Raw genomic sequence first — 18172 nt, forward strand, 5'->3', positions numbered from 1 at the left:
CTAATATATTTCTTAATATTTATAAAACTTATTAATTTTATATAGGTTCTATACATACTCCTTATAATTTTCAATAGGAATTTTAATCATTATGTAAGTCCCATCATTATCACTTGACTTTATATCCATATCAAAATTATTTCCATAAGCAGATGTAAATTTTGTATATATTAGAGATAAACCATGACCATTATTACTACGAATACCTGCCTTTATTTTGTCTATACTATTTTCTTCTAAGATAGTTCCATTATTATGAATTTCTATAATAGCATACTGGGAATCTACTCTAGCAATTATTTCTATTCTCTTTTTTGAATCAATATCTCTAAACCCATGTGTAAATGCATTCTCTACAATAGGTTGCATAAAGTTAAAAGGTACAGAAAGGTTATATAGCTTCCTTGGAATAAGGTACTTTACTTTAAGTTCATCTCCATAACGCAATTTCTGTAAATTCAAATAATTTTTAATATATAATATTTCAGCTTCTAACTCTACAAATCTTAAATCCGACCTCATTGTATATCTAAACATTTTAGACAAATCTATTATCGCACTGTATAAATCATAACAACCATCATCAAGTGCTATGCTTGCCATTGAATTTAAAGTATTAAATAAAAAATGATGATTTATTCTCAGATTAGTAACTGTATCCTGTGCTACCTTTAGATTCATTTCAAGTTGTTCTCCATAGTGATAAGTTCTTGCAATGGTTTGTTCTTTCTCTTGTAAATCTTTCCTTATATCATTAAATGAGCAAAAATTTATTATATTTTTAGATATTTGCTTTAATAATCTTTTTATACTTCTAGCAGCACCTTCTGGAATATCATATAAATTACTATGAGTAGTATCTAGATTTAAGTCAGATAACAATACATACCCTCCTCGAATAACTCCAATACTATTGTTCTTGTATAATATTGGAATATTATATATAGTTATCCCATACTTACATATGAATTGATTGCTACTTTTTTGATTCATACAATCGCAATTTTTAGGAAACTTCATAGGATTACACTTTTCAAAACAAAATAATGGAAAATATGGATTTTTTAAAACTATATTCCAAGAATCATCATATATAATTAGTGGAATTTTAAATGGGTCAATAAACTGACCACGAATTGATTCCACTGCTGCATATAAATTTAAAGTACTTTCACTATAATTTATTAAGGTCTTTTTTAAATCACTATTAGGATTGATTTCTATAACTTCACTTTCTCCTATATTACCTACATTATTTGAAACAATAAGCTCTTTTATTGGTCTATCTCCTGTATTTATAGACTCATGTGTGCTACCAGATTCTATATAAAAAATCATACCTTGGGAAAATGGCTTCCAAACTCCATTTATAATATACAATCCCTCTCCTTCTAAAATATATATCATCTGTTCTTGCCCATAATGAACATGATTAAAATGTTTTTTACCTGGCATGGTAACTGCAATGTATATATTCATAGCTTGTTTTGGGTTATTCTCATCATAAGTATGTTTCCATTCAATATATCCCCACTCAGTATTTTGAATTTTCATAAAAAAACCCTTTCTGTTTATAGATTATTTATATTCATTTATCTTTAAATAAATTAGTAAATAAAAATGTGCACATACTCTTTCATATGATAGCTATACTATATCAATATTCATTAGTTTGTACACATTATTATATTAATTATTATTTTTTTAATTATTTATAGCTTACTTTATTATTTAAAAATATATATTTCAATTATTATTTAATAACAGAAACACCCATATATGGTCTTAAAACTTCTGGAACTATTACAGAACCATCAGCTTGTTGGTAATTTTCCAATATAGCTGCTACACTTCTTCCAATAGCCAATCCAGAACCATTTAATGTATGTGCATATTCGGCTTTAGAATTTTTATCTCTTTTAAATCTTATTCCAGCTCTTCTAGCTTGAAAATCTTCACAATTTGAACAAGATGAAATTTCAACATATCTGTTGTAGCTTGGCATCCAAACTTCTACATCATATTTAAAAGAAGCTGTAAAACCTAAGTCACCTGTACATATTTTTACTACTATATATGGTAAGTTTAATAATTGTAGCATAGTCTCAGCATTATTAGTTAATTTTTCTAATTCATTGTAAGATTCTTCTGGTGCTACTATTTTTACCATTTCTACTTTATTAAATTGATGTTGTCTTACCAAACCTCTTGTATCCCTTCCAGCAGAACCAGCTTCTGACCTAAAACAAGGAGTATATGCCGTATAATTTATTGGTAATTGCTCAAATTTAAGTATTTCATTAGCATGTATATTAGTTAAGGGAACTTCTGATGTTGGAATTAAAAAGTAATCTAATCCTTCTATCTTGAACATATCCTCTTCAAACTTAGGTAGTTGCCCTGTACCCAAAAAACTATTTCTATTTGCCATAAATGGTGGAATAATTTCTGTGTATCCATTTACTGTTGTATTTGTATCTAGATAAAAATTTAATAATGCCCTTTCTAATCTAGCTCCTAATCCCTTATAAAGTGTGAATCTTGAACCAGTTATTTTCCCAGCTGTTTCAAAATCAAGTATACCTAACTCAGTTCCTATTTCCCAATGAGCTTTAGATTCAAAATCAAAGCTAGTCGTCTTACCCCAAGTTCTCACTTCAACATTATCTTCATCAGTTTCCCCTTGTGGTACTTCTGGATGTGGTACATTTGGAATTCTCATTAACAAATATTCCATCTTGTCCTCTACATCTTTAAGATTTTGGTCTATAACTTTAATCTTGTCAGATAACTCTTTTAATTTAGCTTTTTCATTTTCTACATCTTTACCTTCTTTTATAAGATTTGGTATATTTTTGGATGCAGTATTTAACTCATTTTTCATAACCTCAACTTCTTGAAGAATTTTTCTTCTTTCATCATCTAACTTAACTACTTCATCAAGATTAAAGGCTTTTTCACCCCTTCTTTCCATTGCTTTCTTTATACAATCTAAGTTTTCTCTTATTCTTTTTATATCAAGCATTTTTTCCTCCTCAATACTTTAAGATTGGATGTTATCTCTTAATCTCAGTTAACTTTGATAATAGTATATTTGCTTAAGGTTAAGAAATCTTTTTCTGTCTTATCCGAACCTATTATTTTTATTTAGTTATATTTTACTCACTTTTTTACACATTGTCAAATTATATTTAATTAAATTAATATTATTTAATTTTTTGTCATTAACCTTACTTTTACTTTCATTATAATTATACTAATTTTAGCAATCAATTATCTATTTTGACTTTTTCTTTATCAATCTTATATAGTTATCAATTTTCATATAAATTTTTTTACCTTATGATATAATTCTTTATATATTCTTTGTCAGATTTTAGAATAGGAGGATTTTAATGAGTAATTCAAGTATAGGCAGAAAATTGACTTTATGTAGAAAAAAATGGGCATTCTGGAGACGAAGTTGCTTATATACTTAAAGGAAGTGTTGAGCTTAGTTTGGAAGATGATATATTTGAATTAAATGAAGGTGATAGTGTAAAAATACCTTTTGGTATGAGACATAAGTGGGGAAATCCAAATGAAGTTGAAAGTAAGGTAATCTACATAGTAGTGTCCTAAAAATATAAATTTTCAAGGTAGAATTAATAAAATTATGGCAATGACCCTTTAGACCTAATAAGCTAACCATTCAGTCATATATAATATTATTAATTCTACCTATTTTATTAGATTAGATTTTATTTTTACATAATATTTTTTTACGCAATATTTTTACACAATCTCTAAAATAATATAATTCATATCTATTTTAATGAATATAATACTTCCCCTTCTACTATTGTTTGTAAAACTTTAATATCTTTTATTTTAAGAGGGTCAACTGTAAGTGGATTTTCATCTAGTATTATTAAATTAGCTAGTTTACCTTCTTTGATTGAACCCTTTTTATCTTCTTCAAAATATTGATATGCCGCATTTATAGTAACACCCTTTAAAGCTTCCAATGGGCTTATCTTTTCATTTTCACCTATCAATACTCCTTTTTTTGTAATTCTATTAACCGCACACCATATTGTTTCAAGCATATTAGGTGCTATTACAGGTGTATCTTGATGTAAAGTATAAATCAAACCTTTTTCTATAGTTGTTTTAAGGGGACTAATCTTGAATGCTCTACCTTCTCCAAGATTTTTAATATGAATATCTCCCCAGTAGTATGTGTGAGCTACAAAATATGATGGTATCATGTTTATTTTTTTCATTTCATCAACTTGGTCTTCTCTTACAGTTTGAGCATGTATCATCACAGGTCTCATATCATCTTTGATATTTTTTTCCTTTATAACTTTTTCAAATGAATTTATTAGTTGGTCTGCTGCTGCATCTCCATTACAATGAGTTAAAAGTTGCATTTTTTCTTCTACTGAAATTTTTATAAATTTCTCTACTTCCTCATCTTTATATATAGGATACCCACGATAACCATCTTCTGAATTTTCATATGGTTTCGTTAACCATGCTGTCTTTCCTTGAGGAGAACCATCCAAAAATATCTTATATCCTCCTATTTTAAATCTATTTACATATTTCTTTACAAAATTTTTATTATCATCTTTCACAGATTTACTATTTTTTAAATCTATATATCCTACAATATCCATTTTTAGTCTATTTTGATTTGACATTAATTTTAAAAGATTAAATTGATTATCTGCCATTAATCCTTCTTGCGCTGTTGTAATACCATAACTTAAGTAAATATCTTGTACTTTTTCAATTAGATTACAAATTTCATCTAATGATGGTTGTTTTATTTTAGAGGATACTTTAAAAAATGCATTTTCCTCCAAATATCCATTTGGCTCTTTACTCCCTTTGACTCTGCCTATATGTCCTCCTTCTGGGTCTTGTGTTTCATGAGTAACACCTAATTTTTTTAATCCTAAAGTATTTGCAACTCCCATATGACCAGAAGCATGTGAAATTAGTATTGGGTTTTCTAAAGACGCACTATCTAATAAATCTTTATCTGGATGCATATTTTCTTCTAAAAAATTGTTATCATATGAAAACCCAATTATCCATTCACCCTTTTTTATATCCTTTGAATCTTTAAAATCTTGTATTTTCTTTACTATATCTTTAAAGCTAGTTGCATCTTCTAAAGGAACTAATCTTAGTGTAGTAGCAAAAGCTGTCAAATGACTGTGTGAATCTATAAAGGAAGGCATCAATGTTTTTCCCTGTAAATCTATGACTTCTGTTTCATCATTTTTTAAAGCTAAAATTTCTTCTTTTGTTCCTATTTTTTTTATTATTTTATCTTTTATAAGAATAGCATCTCCACATATTGAATCTTCCATTGTAATGATATTTCCATTATAATAAATTTTTTCTTTCATAAAATTCTCCTTAAACTGATGTATAAACTCTATAAATTTATATAAATACTTTATATTTTTTACAGTTTTATTTTCTTTTTCATCCTGCTCTATTTTGATAAATTTATTTTATTGTTTTCTAATTAATTATTCGTATTTCATTAAGCTTATTTTTTCATATATTAATATATGAAAATCTCATTTTTAATTATTGTTCACCAAGAAATAAATACTATTCATTATAAATATGATAATTTAATAGTCATTATAATTAATATAAAGAATTATTATATGCTTATAGAATAAGATACTTAGCATGAATTATTTTTTTGTATAATTGTAATTTGCTAAATCATGATGTATCATTTTAAATATACAGCTGCATCATTATTTACAAGATAAGATACTTTTTTCTCAAATAAAACTTGATGTAATCTGTTGAAATCAACAAATTCAAATATTTTTTAGGAGGTTTTTATGAACAAAGAAAATAAAAATGTAAGAGTTGCCGTTGTTCAGGCATCACCAATTATAATGGACTTAGATAAAACTGTTGAAAAAGCATTAGAATTAATTAAAGAAGCTGGTAGAAAAGGGGCAAATATAGTAGTTTTCCCAGAAGCATTTATACCTGCATATCCAAGAGGACTTTCATTTGGATTTGTTGTTGGAAGTAGAACAATGAAAGGTAGAGAAGATTGGAAAAGATACTATGATAATTCTGTACCAGTACCTAGTGCTACAACAGATTTATTAGGAAAAGCGGCCCAAGAAGCAGGGATATATCTATCAATGGGAATAACAGAAAGAGATGGAAACGATATAAATTGCACTCTTTATTGTACAAACTTATTTTTCTCACCAGAAGGTAAACTTATTGGTAAACATAGAAAGCTTAAACCTACAGGAACAGAAAGATGCATTTGGGGTGAAGGTGATGGAAGCACCCTTACAGTTGTTGATACTCCATATGGAAAAATGGGTTCATTAATTTGTTGGGAAAACTATATGCCATTAGCTAGAACAGCTCTTTATGCTAAAGGTGTAAAACTTTATATAGCTCCTACTGCTGATTCAAGAGAAGAGTGGCAATCAACTATGAAACATATTGCTTTAGAAGGAAGATGCTTCGTTATTGGATGCAATCAATATGTTGAAAAAAATATGTACCCAACTGACCTTAACTATTATAGAGAACTTGATGCAGAACCAGAGATTATGTGTCCAGGTGGAAGTTGTATAGTTGACCCTTTTGGAAAATATGTAGCAGGTCCTGTTTTCAATAAAGAAGAAGTATTAATAGCTGATTTAGATTTAGAACAAATAGTTCTTAGCAGACTAGATTTTGATTCAGAAGGTCACTATTCAAGACCTGATGTATTTGAATTAATTGTTCACGAATAGTCTTTTTATCCAAAAGCTTGCATAAATTTTTTACATAAAAATTAAAATGAGATACTCTTAAATAAAATAAATTTAAGGCATCTCATTTTTTATTTTATGATTTGATATTATAGTTTTACATTAAAACTTATTTAACTATATATTAAAAATCAATTATATATTCAAAATTAGTTAACTTAACTATAAACCTAACCTTAACTACACACCTAAATCAACTACTGTTCTTCCTACATGCTTTCCTTCTATTATTGAATCTATACTCTTACTCAATTCACTTAATGATACTACAGATACCATGTCATCTAAATCTTCTAGCTTCCATTCATTTGATAATAAATCCCATATTTTTAATCTTAAATTCATTGGGCATTCTACAGAATCTATACCATATAAAGTAACACCTTTTAATATAAATGGATATACTGAACTTGTAAAATCAATTCCACCTGCATTGCCACATGTTGTAACTGCTCCACAATAATTAGTTGTCTTTATTGCTGTTGATAAAGTATTTCCTCCTACTGTATCTATTGCTCCAGCCCATCTTGGTCTAAGTAGAGGTCTCCCTGAATTATCATCTACTTCTGATCTATGTATAACATCTTTAACTCCTAGCTTTAATAATGTTTCTTTTTGTTCTTCCAATTTTCCTGTTGAAACCACAACTGAATAGCCTAATTTAACTAATATTTTAGTTGCAATCACAGCAACTCCTCCAGTACCACCAGTAACTAGCACATCTCCCATATCTTTGTCTACAGTATTTACAAATTTATATACAGATAAAGCTGCTGTAAATCCTGCTGTACCATAATCCATTGCTTCTTTTAAAGAAAGATTATTTGGAAGTTTGACAACCCAATTAGAAGGAACTCTTATATATTCTGAAAAACCTCCAGATGTATTCATACCTAAATCATAACCTGTTACTAAAACTTCATCCCCAACTTTAAAATCATCACAACTACTAAATTCTACTACACCAGATGCATCTATTCCTGGAGTATGAGGATATTTTCTAGTGACACCCTTATTTCCATTTGCTGAAAGTGCATCCTTGTAATTTAATGAAGAATATCTTACTTTTATTAGAACATCTCCTTCTGGTAGTGCATCTATATCTCTTTCTATTATATTTCTCTTAAAACTTCCTTCTTCTTCTGTAATATATAGTGATTTAAAATTTTTACTCATAAATTTCCTCCCAATACATTTAGTTTTATGTTAAACTAATTATAGTTGAAAAATAGTTTTATGTCAAACTACTTTTTATTTCAAAGCACTTCAAATAATTTAAAGATTGGAGATTAATTTATGGAAGATAAATATATCATACATTTTATAAGTAAAACAAAAGCTAATATGCTTAAATTTATTGAAAATAGACTCAATAAAAATGGTTTAAATGAATTGTTGCCTACACATGGAAATATACTCACTGCACTTTATGAAAATAATGGAATACTTACAATGAAAGAAATTGCAACTAAAATAGGAAAAGACAAATCTACTGTTACAGTATTAGTTAATAAACTTATAAACCTCGGATATATAGAAAGACAAAAATGCAATAGTGATAAACGTATTACATATATAAAACTTACAGAAAAAGCAATACTAATAGAGGATACATTCAATAGTATTTCATCACAAGTTAAAGAAACAGCCTACTGTAACATTACAGAAAAGGAAAAGCAAGAATTCCTTAGAATCTTAAAAAAAATCAATAATAATTTCAAAAATGCTGACTAAATCGAGCATAATTATATCTAGTCTTGGAATAATAAATAAAAAGAATCAAATATTGTAAAAATTTATTGTTAATAGAGAGGTATAATATGAATTTAAAAGACAGTAAAACTAAAGAAAATTTATTAAGAGCTTTTGCAGGTGAAAGCCAGGCTAGAAATAGATATAATATTTCTGCATCTGTAGCAAAAAAAGAAGGATTATATATAATAGAATCTTTATTTAATTATACTGCTGACCAAGAAAAGTCACATGCAAAACAATTTTTTACTAAATTAAAAGAATTTGCTGGAGAAAATATAAGTATATCAGGAGCATATCCTGTAGATTTATATGATAAGACAGCTCAACACCTTAAAGCTGCACAACATAATGAGCTTCAAGAGTGGGATGATGTATATAAAAATTTTGGAAAAACAGCACGTGAAGAAGGTTTTGAAGCTATAGCTAAATTATTTGAAAATATAGCTGAAATAGAAAAAGTTCATGGTGATAGATTTGGTAGATATGCTACTGATTTAGAAGAAGGTACTTTATTTAGAAGAAATGAAGATATCCAATGGATATGTACAAACTGTGGACATATTCATATTGGTAAAGAAGCTCCAAAAGCTTGCCCTGTTTGTCTTCATCCACAAGGGTATTTCTTAGACTTTAAAAATTCATTATTTGAATAAATAAAAATAATCTGCTGTATTTAAGCAATTTATTATATTGATACTAACCAGTTTTATAAATATTAAATTATTTGAATAATAAAATGAACCATAGAGATTATTATAACTATACTCTTTCTATAATTTATAATAATTCAATATGGTTCATTTTGTAATTTTTTAGAAACTATAATCTATCTATATCTACTTATAATAAGTAATTTACAATAACCTACTATGATAACTTAATACTTATATCATTTATTTCTTTCATTAGGTCAATTTCAACAATTTTAACTACATCCTTTTCAAATTTCACTTGTTTATAATCCAAGCATCCTATTACAAATGGAACACCAAACTTTCTAAACAAATAAATTCTTCCATTTTCATTGTATATTGATTTAAAATTTTCTTCTATTATATTGACTATCAATTTTAATTCTTCAAATGTTATTGTAGATTTAACTAAGAATTTCTCTATTATGCTCAATATAAGTAATTCTTTTTTACCTATACTCTGCTCTTTTTTATACAAATTTTGAAATATTTCTTTTGTATATTTACATATAGCTTCCTTCTCAAAAATAAAGTCAATATCAAACTCTTTATTGGTATCTTTTTTTGTAAACATGTTTGCAATATCATCAAGAGATGTTTCTTCTTTCATAGATAGTATTAACTCTATTCTTTCTAGTATTTTATCTCTTGGAAAAAAAGTCTCTTGACCTGTAAAAGCTGATTTTTTTATAAACCATTCTTCTGGTATTATATTTTTTCTTTTCCATCTATATAGCTGCCCATAAGATATATTAGTTTTGCTTAATAAATCTTTCTTAGATATCAATTCTTCCATAATTTTTCTAGCCCACCTTTGTACTGTTTTTTACACTCGAATTATCTGAAACTACCAACTTATCACTGTATTCAATATTTTCAACATCACAATTGCTTACTAAAGATATGCTTTTTCCTCGTATATCTTTTATTGAAACATCTTCTAATTCAATAGTATCTCCCTCTATCAAATTGCATTTAAATTTGCCTGAAAAAATGTTAATAAATTTAATCCCAAATGTAAAAATATCTTTACTTCTACCTATTTCTATATTAGTTGCTCCTATCTCTTTACAATAAGAGCCTCCTCCTGAATAGATATATATGTTTTCTCCATTTAAAAGACCATCACATTTTATTGCTCCATGAACCTTTATATCTTCACATTCTATATTTTCTTTATTTTTCATTTCACCATAAACTTTTATATCCTGTGCATAAATACTTTCACTTACAATTAATTGACCTTTTACTGTAACATTATTACACTTTAAGTTTCCATTAATTTTCTGTTGAGCAGTTATAATCAAGTCATCTATTTCTGCATCTCCATCTATACTAAGTTGCCCATTAACTCTTACACGTTCAGCTTTAAGATTACCTTTTATAGTGGCCTTTCCATTCACTACAAAGTTTTTTATACTAATGCCTCCGTCAAACTTTACATCTCCAAATACCTTTACTTCATTACATTTTATATTTCCTTTTGACCTAGCACTTCCCATAATTTTTATACTTTCATATTCTCCACTATTGATAAATCCTTCTCCAAGTATTTTTATAGATCCATTTTCCATATTATTACCTCATTTTAAATTTTATTTTAAACTTAAATATTACTTATCTTTATTTAGATTTACTTTTTCATTACTTAGATTTACTTTTCCATTTACATTCTTTATTTCAATAACTATTGAGCTTTCATCAATATCTATACTTTCACTATACTCCAAACTCTCAATATAACATCCTTTACCTATTTTAACATTTTTACCTCTTACAATTTTAACTTCACTATTTTCCAAGTTGATTTCATCTGCTTCTATAACATTTGCTAATAATCTACTTTCTGTGTATTTTTTAACTGATAGTAGACCTAGATTTCTAAGATTAGAAGATACTTTTTCAAAATCCCCACTCTTTTTTTCGGTTCTATAAAATCTTTTACAATAATCACCATGTCCTTTTTTTATATTTACACTACTTGCACCAACTTCGTTTAGATTAGAAGTTCCATGCAAACTTATCTTAAGCTCTTCACAATTTAAAAATCCATCACAATCCAAAATTCCACTTAAGTCAACACTTTCACATTCTATGCTCTTATTGATTTTTAGACATCCTTCTCCGCTAATAATATCTGACTTTAAGTTTCCTCCAACATTGATAATTCCTCCAGATTTAACTTTACCTGATTTTATGTCTCCAGTACATTTAAGAAATCCAAATATTGTCATTTGTGATGCCAATATATTGCCTTCAATTTTACTCAATCCTGCTGTAAAAAATTCATTACATTCCGTTGTTCCAATCACTTTTGCCGAACCTGAAGAATCAAATTTATTACATTTTATATTTCCATCTATTTTTCCTGTACCTGCTATATTAACTTCATCAAAAATTCCACCTTTACATTTTCCCATTCCATTAAAATTCAGTGAACGTAATTCTCCATCCATAATGATTTCCTTTCAATAACTTATTTTGTTCTTGAATATAATATAACAAAACATTGTTACGTTGTCAAGTATAACAATCTTGATGAATAAAACAATGCTCCTTTAAAGACAGATAAATAAAAAAAATAATAGAGAAGATATTTTATATGAACTATGAATCCTTCTTTCTTAGATTTCCAATTCAAATAAAATACTCCTCTATTATTTAACTATTTATATATTTGTCTCGTAACTCTCTAAACTTTATAATCTACCAATGAACTTCTATAATCTACATATTGATAAATTTCTCGATTACATCAGCCAGTCTATCCATATCTTTCGGATACACTTCTCCTATACTTCCTATTCTAAATGTATCTATGTCAGTCAATTTACCTGGATAAATAACAAATCCATTTTCTTTTAAATAAGTGTAGAATTCCATAAATTCAAATTTTGCATTCTTAGGATATAGGAAAGTTGTTATTACAGGTGATTGAGCATCATCATTCACCAATGTATCAAACCCTAGAGATTTTAATCTTGAAGATATTGTAAATTGATTTTCTTTATATCTAGCATATCTTTTTTTGACAGAACCTTCTTCTCCTAGCTCTAGTAATGCTTGATAAAAAGCTCTTACAATATGTGTAGGAGAAGTAAATCTCCATTTACCATTATTATTCTCCATAGTTTCCCACTGAGCGTATACATCAAGAGATAAAGATTTAGAAATTCCTTTGCATTTAGCTAATTCGTCTCTATTAGCTATTATAAAACCAAATCCTGGAACTCCTTGTATACATTTATTAGAACTACTCACTAGAAAATCTATATTAAAGTCTTCAACATCAATTTCAATTCCACCAAAACTACTCATTGCATCAACTATGTAAACCTTATTATATTCTTTTGCAAGTTTACCTACATTTTTTATAGGATTTAATCTACCTGTAGTAGTTTCACAATGAACCATTGATATATGTGTAATATCTTTATTTTCTTTCAATAAATTTTCCACTCTATTTAGGTCAACTGCTTCTACATCACTAAATGTACAATCAACATATTCTATATTTAAATAACTGCATATATCCTTCATTCTCTTTCCATATGCTCCATTTGCAATTACAAGAAGTTTACCATTCTTTGGAATAGTGCTTCCTATTGTAGCTTCCACTGAGAAAGTACCACTACCTTGCATTAATACACTTGTGTATTTTTCTGTATTCTTTGTAGCTAAAGACACCAATCTTCTTCTAACATCTTGTACCAAATCATTATACTCAACATCCCATGTACACCAATCTTTTAACATAGATGCTCTTACTGATTTAGTAGTAGATAATGGTCCTGGTGTAAGTAATATGTAATCATTTTCTGGTACAAAATCTGACTTAATTGTTTCATTTTCTATTTTTACTAGAACATCTTCTAATTCAGCCATAGTTTCTATAACAAAATGTGCTCCTGCTTCTTTAAACTTCTTTGAAACTGCTTCCATCTTAATTTTTAATTCTTCTTTATCCATATTTTCTACTTCTTCTTCTGTAAGACCTAATTCACTTGAACCTTTTATTACAGCAATACTCCACATTCCTGCATTTATACCTTCTTTTACATCACTTAATGTATCTCCTACTTTTACCATGGCACTCATTGGAGATACACCCAAAGCTTCAGCATTTTTATAACACATCCAAGGATATGGTCTTCCTTGAGATACTTCTGATGGTGTTACAAGAAAATCTGGCGAATATCCCTTTTTAGCTGCATTTGGTTCAACTATATTCATCATTTCTCTTGTATAACCTGTTGTAGAACCTATTTTTAATCCATTTTTTCTTAATTTCTCAATAGTTTCAACAACATGAGGAATTGGAGTTGTATACTCTTCTAGAGTTTCAAATAACATAGGTTCAAATTCAGCATAAAGTTTGTTTACATCTTCCTCTGTTGGAAATCCTCCAAAATTCTCTGCCCAAATATTTTTTATCCTATCCATTTCACACATTTCTCTTATATGGTCTATTTTTAATTTCCCCATAGGTTTTCTTGCTTCTTCCATTGTTACATCTATACCTCTTCTTTTAAATATCTCTATAAATACATTAAGAGGTGCAAAACATCCATAATCTACTGTTGTTCCAGCCCAGTCAAATACTACTGCCTTTATTTTTTCTCCATATAACTTTTTCATATTTATAACCTCCATAGATTTTCAGTTAGAATTTTTGTGTTTTTAGTTGTTTTTACTTTTAAAGTATAACTTTTTTATGTTAATTATACATCATATTTAGGTTAAATGTATATTAAATTTATGTTTTTAGTTGTTTTTAATTGATTCTGTTTGTTTTTAATATCTAATATAAAAATTCCACTAAAACTCTACAAAAAAAATTAAAATTTGTAATCTTATTTCTAGGTTAAATATATGAATTTGTTAAATTTTATAAATTTATTACTTCTATTTTGCTTCTATCCATGTTATATTTGATTCATTTAATTTATCTTTCCATTCACTTGGAGGTTCTGCGTCACAAATAACAAAATCTAATTCATTCAAATCAGCTATCTTGTACATACTGACAATTCCAATCTTAGAACTATCACATAATACAAAACTTTCCTTTGAATTTCTTATATACTCTTTTGACAATAATGCTTTATTTTGGTCTATGCTACTAATTCCAAAGCTATCAATTACACCTTCACTAGATATAAATGCTTTATCTACATATAAGTTTTTCATAGCATCTATTGACATTTGACATGCTGTTCTTTGATGTTTTAAATTTACTTTACCACCAATAAATATAACCTCTCCATCAAATATGCCTTGGTTTTCATATGAAATCAACTTTGATAGCACAGGATAGGAACTAGTAATAACCTTTAGATTTTTTACAGAAACTATGTAATCCACAATTTGTAAATTAGTAGTCCCTTCATCTATTACAATTGATTCATTATCATTCACAAATTTAGCTGCATACTTAGCAATACTTTGTTTCTTTTCTAAATTAGTACTATTTCTTTTTATATGTTCTGGCTCAATTACTCCATAATTTATTTTTACAGCACCACCATAAACCTTCTTCAACTTATTTTCACTTTCTAATTCTTCCAAGTACCTTCTTATTGTTTCTGATGATACTTCTAGTTTTTTTACTAATTCTTTAGTATTTACCTTTCCTTTTGCATCTAACAGTTCTAATATTTCTTTTTTTCTATCTATTGAATTTAAAGACAATTAAGTTCCCCTCCTAAATGTGTATTCTACTTTTATAAAATTATAATTAACATCTACGTCCATAAAGTAATTCTAATCTATGACAAAAGATATTTCACTCAATTAAAGATAGTATATCTTACAATAGATATTACTATTAATTTATATAGCATGCAATCTTTCATTCATACTTTAAATTTTTCACTATTTTATATATTTATACAACTAAGTTATATCTCTTTACAATAAAAAATCCATCAAATATCAATATTAGATGGACTTTATAATCTTTTATTATGTAAATTAATAATTAAACATTTAGTCATTAATTTATTTTCTTGTCTCTAAGAATTTTACTAAATTATTTACAGTAGACATGTCTTTTCTTTCTAAATCAGTTGGTTGAAGTTCTATTCCAAGTCTATTTTCAATCTCAAGTAAAACTTCAATTATAGCTAATGAGTCTAAAAGCTCTGTTTCAAATAAGTTAAGGTCTAAATCATCTTTTATCTCATCAGTTCCTAATACATCTTCAAATATTTCTATAACTGTTTCCTGCATAAATTTGCCTCCTTAAAATTAAGCTAAATATCCTGAGAATATCAATAATCCAAAACATACAATATGGAATGTAATGAAAATTTGAACTCTCTCAAACCATTTTTCTTTTTTATGCTTCTTATAAAATTTAGATTTTCTCTGATATATATCAGTTAAGACAAGTGCTAAACCTTGATACACACCATAAGCAATGTAAAACCAAGTTAGTCCATGCCAAAATCCCATTGTTATCATTGTTATCATCTGAGCTACATGAGCAGCAGTAGTTCTTTTCTTAAATCTTTTCTTTCTCATTGAAGACATAACAAATCTTGAAAAAATATAATCTCCAAACCATCTTGAAAGACTTATATGCCATCTTGTCCAAAACTCTTTCATATCTTTACTTATAAATGGTTTATCAAAGTTTATAGGTACTTGTATTCCAAATATATATCCTGTCCCTATAGCAAATAAACTGTATCCTGCAAAATCAAAGAACAGGTATAAACTATATGCATACATATAACTTAAAACATTTATAAACCTCATATCTTTAGGTATTATTGATACCCAATATGTATTTATCAAAAATGCTATAACAAATTTATAACCTACTCCCATAACAATGTTTTTTATTCCAGGCAATAAGTATTCTTCTATATACTCTTTTCTAGGTATTTTCTTCTCTAAATCCTGTTCAAATCGTCTTGACCTGTCAATAGGTCCAGAACTCAGTGTTGGAAAAAATAACATAAAATAAAGCATATTTGAAATCTTAACCTCTTTTATAGCACCATCATAAATTTCAATAACCATTTGTATAGCCCTGAAATTTAAGTATGATATTCCAATAAATCCAATCAATCCAAAAGATGTAACTGGAGATATTTTATTAATTATTATTGGAAGCATTGATGCAAACAAAAAGCCCCAATATATATATTTATTTTTAGTTTTTCTTCTTACATATTCGTATCCTTTGACTATTATTACTTCTAAAATGATAAATATCAACAAGTATTTAAATTGAACATCTATTCCTACAATCAAAAATATCATAAATAAACTTGCCAACATACCATAATACTTTATATTTTTACCCATTAAGCCCAAAATCACTGCTGGTATTGATGTTAATAATAATATGTAAAGATAAAAATAATCTCCATACTGTGAAAAAACCATTAAATTTCCTCCATAAGTTTCTTTCTGTCTATTTTACCATTGATATTTGTTGGAAACTCGGAAATTATTGCAATATTTCTTGGAATCATATACGAAGGTATATACTTTCCTAGTTCCTTTTTTATCATCATCCCATTTTTGATATTACCTAAATCATTCTTCTCATTTAACTCAACAATACCTTTTAAATAAGCAATTTTTTCATCCTTATATATTGGTAAAACTACTGCATTTTTTACATTATGAACTTTTCTCAAATTATTTTCTATATCTTCTATTTCAATCCTAAATCCATTTAACTTAATTTGAAAATCTTTTCTTCCACAATAGTATATATTTCCATCTAAGAGATATCCCATATCACCAGTTTTATAAGCTCTCCATTTTATACCATCTATTTCATCATAGAAAAATACTTCATCAGTCTTCTCTTTATTATTGAAATAACCTTTGGAAACTGATGGTCCAACTATTATAATCTCACCTTTTTCATTTTCTTTCAGCTCATTTCCATTTTCATCAAGTATTTTTATTTTACAATTTTGCATAGGATATCCAACTGGAAGACTCTTTTCATCATCTATAGCTTCTTGAGTCATGTCATTTACACTTACGCCAACAGTGGCTTCAGTTGGTCCATATCCATTGATAACTCTTGTATTTGGAAATCTACTTATAAGCTCTTTAGTAAGATTCTTTGAAAGTGCTTCTCCTATAAATATCATTGATTCAAGCTTAGGAAGCATCTTACTATTAAACTCTTTTTCTGTTACACATACACCTGCAAAAGAAGGAGTTGATACCCATACTGCAATATTAGACTCGCCAAATTGTCTGAATAGCTCTTTATAATCTGCTAGCACATCTTTTGATATTGAAAATAATGTAGCTCCATGAACAAGACCAGGGTATATTGTTGTCACTGAAAGGTCAAAAGAATATGCTGCTTGATTCATTATTACTTTTTCACTTCCATCTATATTTAAATATGGGCTTATCCAATCTACAAAACTATCTAAGTTATTTGAGCTTATTTGAACTCCTTTTGGCTTTCCTGTACTACCTGATGTAAATAGTATATATGCATTTTCATCATCTTTTACCCAGTTTTCTTTATCTAATGACTTTCCTTTATATTCGCTTATTACATCATTTAATTTATCCTTATCAATTACATTGATATCGCCAAAATCTTTTTCATCACTAAAGTTAAACAACACCTTTGGTTTCACTTCCTTAGTAACTTCAAAAACTCTATCTAATGGAAAGCTAATATCAAGAGGAACATACGCTCTACCTGATTTTAAAGCTCCTATCATACACGCCATTATCATATTTTCTTTATTACCATAGATTACTATAGGAGTATCTTCTTCTTTGTATACATTTTTTAGAAATACTGATATAGCATCTGAACATTCATTTAAATCTTTATAAGAAAGTTTATCTCCATTACATGCCAAAGCTATTCTATCTGTATTTGAATATTTTTTTATTCCTTCAATAATTTTCATATAAAAA

General features: G+C 27.5%; 15 protein-coding genes and 1 pseudogene. 4 read left to right on the top strand and 12 right to left on the bottom strand.

Annotated features, from left to right (window positions below; all coding sequences use genetic code 11):
• Positions 1-48 precede the first annotated feature (48 nt).
• Together KGF52_RS06790 and serS are read right to left on the bottom strand one after the other, a co-directional pair.
• A complete protein-coding gene (locus KGF52_RS06790; RefSeq protein ID WP_227839569.1) occupies positions 49-1554 on the bottom strand; it encodes a histidine kinase in 1506 nt (501 codons plus the stop codon).
• Positions 1555-1753: 199 nt separating this feature from the next.
• Positions 1754-3025 (bottom strand): serine--tRNA ligase, encoded by a 1272-nt coding sequence (serS, locus tag KGF52_RS06795; RefSeq protein ID WP_227839570.1) that lies wholly within the window; start codon positions 3023-3025, stop codon positions 1754-1756.
• 431 nt (positions 3026-3456) lie between these two features.
• Here serS and KGF52_RS06800 point away from each other — a divergent pair.
• Positions 3457-3621: pseudogene (locus tag KGF52_RS06800) on the top strand (cupin domain-containing protein); the annotation flags it as partial.
• A gap of 185 nt (positions 3622-3806) precedes the next feature.
• On the opposite strand, the gene KGF52_RS06805 reads toward KGF52_RS06800, so the two are convergent.
• Positions 3807-5405 (bottom strand): amidohydrolase, encoded by a 1599-nt coding sequence (locus KGF52_RS06805; RefSeq protein WP_227839571.1) that lies wholly within the window; start codon positions 5403-5405, stop codon positions 3807-3809.
• Positions 5406-5861: 456 nt separating this feature from the next.
• Between KGF52_RS06805 and KGF52_RS06810 the strand changes: the two genes are divergently transcribed.
• Positions 5862-6788 (top strand): carbon-nitrogen hydrolase family protein, encoded by a 927-nt coding sequence (locus KGF52_RS06810; RefSeq protein ID WP_227839572.1) that lies wholly within the window; start codon positions 5862-5864, stop codon positions 6786-6788.
• A gap of 198 nt (positions 6789-6986) precedes the next feature.
• Here the strand turns inward: KGF52_RS06810 and KGF52_RS06815 are convergent, their stop codons facing one another.
• Positions 6987-7982, bottom strand: coding sequence for a YhdH/YhfP family quinone oxidoreductase (locus KGF52_RS06815; protein WP_227839573.1), 996 nt, complete (start codon positions 7980-7982; stop codon positions 6987-6989).
• Positions 7983-8102: 120 nt separating this feature from the next.
• On the opposite strand from KGF52_RS06815, the gene KGF52_RS06820 reads away from it, so the two are divergent.
• Together KGF52_RS06820 and rbr are read left to right on the top strand one after the other, a co-directional pair.
• Positions 8103-8540, top strand: coding sequence for a MarR family transcriptional regulator (locus KGF52_RS06820; protein WP_227839574.1), 438 nt, complete (start codon positions 8103-8105; stop codon positions 8538-8540).
• Positions 8541-8626: 86 nt separating this feature from the next.
• On the top strand, positions 8627-9214 hold the full coding sequence (rbr, locus tag KGF52_RS06825) for a rubrerythrin (protein ID WP_227434375.1): 588 nt from the start codon (positions 8627-8629) through the stop codon (positions 9212-9214).
• Positions 9215-9428: 214 nt separating this feature from the next.
• Here the strand turns inward: rbr and KGF52_RS06830 are convergent, their stop codons facing one another.
• From KGF52_RS06830 to KGF52_RS06865, 8 genes are all read right to left on the bottom strand, one after another.
• Entirely contained in the window at positions 9429-10049 is a 621-nt protein-coding gene (locus tag KGF52_RS06830) for a YhbD family protein (protein WP_227827625.1), read from the bottom strand.
• 7 nt (positions 10050-10056) lie between these two features.
• Positions 10057-10827, bottom strand: coding sequence for a polymer-forming cytoskeletal protein (locus KGF52_RS06835; RefSeq protein ID WP_227839575.1), 771 nt, complete (start codon positions 10825-10827; stop codon positions 10057-10059).
• A gap of 39 nt (positions 10828-10866) precedes the next feature.
• The gene (locus KGF52_RS06840) at positions 10867-11709 is read right to left on the bottom strand and encodes a hypothetical protein (RefSeq protein WP_227839576.1); all 843 of its coding nucleotides are present in this window, start codon (positions 11707-11709) and stop codon (positions 10867-10869) included.
• Between the two features lie 271 nt (positions 11710-11980).
• Positions 11981-13891 (bottom strand): 2-aminoethylphosphonate--pyruvate transaminase, encoded by a 1911-nt coding sequence (gene phnW, locus KGF52_RS21600; RefSeq protein ID WP_227839577.1) that lies wholly within the window; start codon positions 13889-13891, stop codon positions 11981-11983.
• Positions 13892-14158: 267 nt separating this feature from the next.
• Entirely contained in the window at positions 14159-14944 is a 786-nt protein-coding gene (locus tag KGF52_RS06850) for a DeoR/GlpR family DNA-binding transcription regulator (RefSeq protein WP_227839578.1), read from the bottom strand.
• A gap of 309 nt (positions 14945-15253) precedes the next feature.
• Entirely contained in the window at positions 15254-15484 is a 231-nt protein-coding gene (dltC, locus tag KGF52_RS06855; RefSeq protein ID WP_227839579.1) for a D-alanine--poly(phosphoribitol) ligase subunit DltC, read from the bottom strand.
• Positions 15485-15502: 18 nt separating this feature from the next.
• A complete protein-coding gene (gene dltB / locus KGF52_RS06860) occupies positions 15503-16651 on the bottom strand; it encodes a D-alanyl-lipoteichoic acid biosynthesis protein DltB (RefSeq protein WP_227839580.1) in 1149 nt (382 codons plus the stop codon).
• The gene (locus tag KGF52_RS06865; protein WP_227839581.1) at positions 16651-18165 is read right to left on the bottom strand and encodes a D-alanine--poly(phosphoribitol) ligase; all 1515 of its coding nucleotides are present in this window, start codon (positions 18163-18165) and stop codon (positions 16651-16653) included. The genes dltB and KGF52_RS06865 overlap by 1 nt, the downstream gene beginning before the upstream one ends.
• Positions 18166-18172: the final 7 nt, after the last annotated feature.

The sequence above is a fragment of the Clostridioides sp. ZZV15-6597 genome, assembly GCF_020657815.1.
Classification (GTDB): Bacteria; Bacillota; Clostridia; order Peptostreptococcales; family Peptostreptococcaceae; genus Clostridioides.

Excerpts from the sequence above, each read along its gene's own strand:
- KGF52_RS06790 (WP_227839569.1), bottom strand. The coding sequence starts at position 1,554 with ATGAAAATTCAAAATACTGAGTGGGGATATATTGAATGGAAACATACT.
- serS (WP_227839570.1), bottom strand. The coding sequence starts at position 3,025 with ATGCTTGATATAAAAAGAATAAGAGAAAACTTAGATTGTATAAAGAAA.
- KGF52_RS06805 (WP_227839571.1), bottom strand. The coding sequence starts at position 5,405 with ATGAAAGAAAAAATTTATTATAATGGAAATATCATTACAATGGAAGAT.
- KGF52_RS06810 (WP_227839572.1), top strand. The coding sequence starts at position 5,862 with ATGAACAAAGAAAATAAAAATGTAAGAGTTGCCGTTGTTCAGGCATCA.
- KGF52_RS06815 (WP_227839573.1), bottom strand. The coding sequence starts at position 7,982 with ATGAGTAAAAATTTTAAATCACTATATATTACAGAAGAAGAAGGAAGT.
- KGF52_RS06820 (WP_227839574.1), top strand. The coding sequence starts at position 8,103 with ATGGAAGATAAATATATCATACATTTTATAAGTAAAACAAAAGCTAAT.
- rbr (WP_227434375.1), top strand. The coding sequence starts at position 8,627 with ATGAATTTAAAAGACAGTAAAACTAAAGAAAATTTATTAAGAGCTTTT.
- KGF52_RS06830 (WP_227827625.1), bottom strand. The coding sequence starts at position 10,049 with ATGGAAGAATTGATATCTAAGAAAGATTTATTAAGCAAAACTAATATA.
- KGF52_RS06835 (WP_227839575.1), bottom strand. The coding sequence starts at position 10,827 with ATGGAAAATGGATCTATAAAAATACTTGGAGAAGGATTTATCAATAGT.
- KGF52_RS06840 (WP_227839576.1), bottom strand. The coding sequence starts at position 11,709 with ATGGATGGAGAATTACGTTCACTGAATTTTAATGGAATGGGAAAATGT.
- phnW (WP_227839577.1), bottom strand. The coding sequence starts at position 13,891 with ATGAAAAAGTTATATGGAGAAAAAATAAAGGCAGTAGTATTTGACTGG.
- dltC (WP_227839579.1), bottom strand. The coding sequence starts at position 15,484 with ATGCAGGAAACAGTTATAGAAATATTTGAAGATGTATTAGGAACTGAT.
- dltB (WP_227839580.1), bottom strand. The coding sequence starts at position 16,651 with ATGGTTTTTTCACAGTATGGAGATTATTTTTATCTTTACATATTATTA.
- KGF52_RS06865 (WP_227839581.1), bottom strand. The coding sequence starts at position 18,165 with ATGAAAATTATTGAAGGAATAAAAAAATATTCAAATACAGATAGAATA.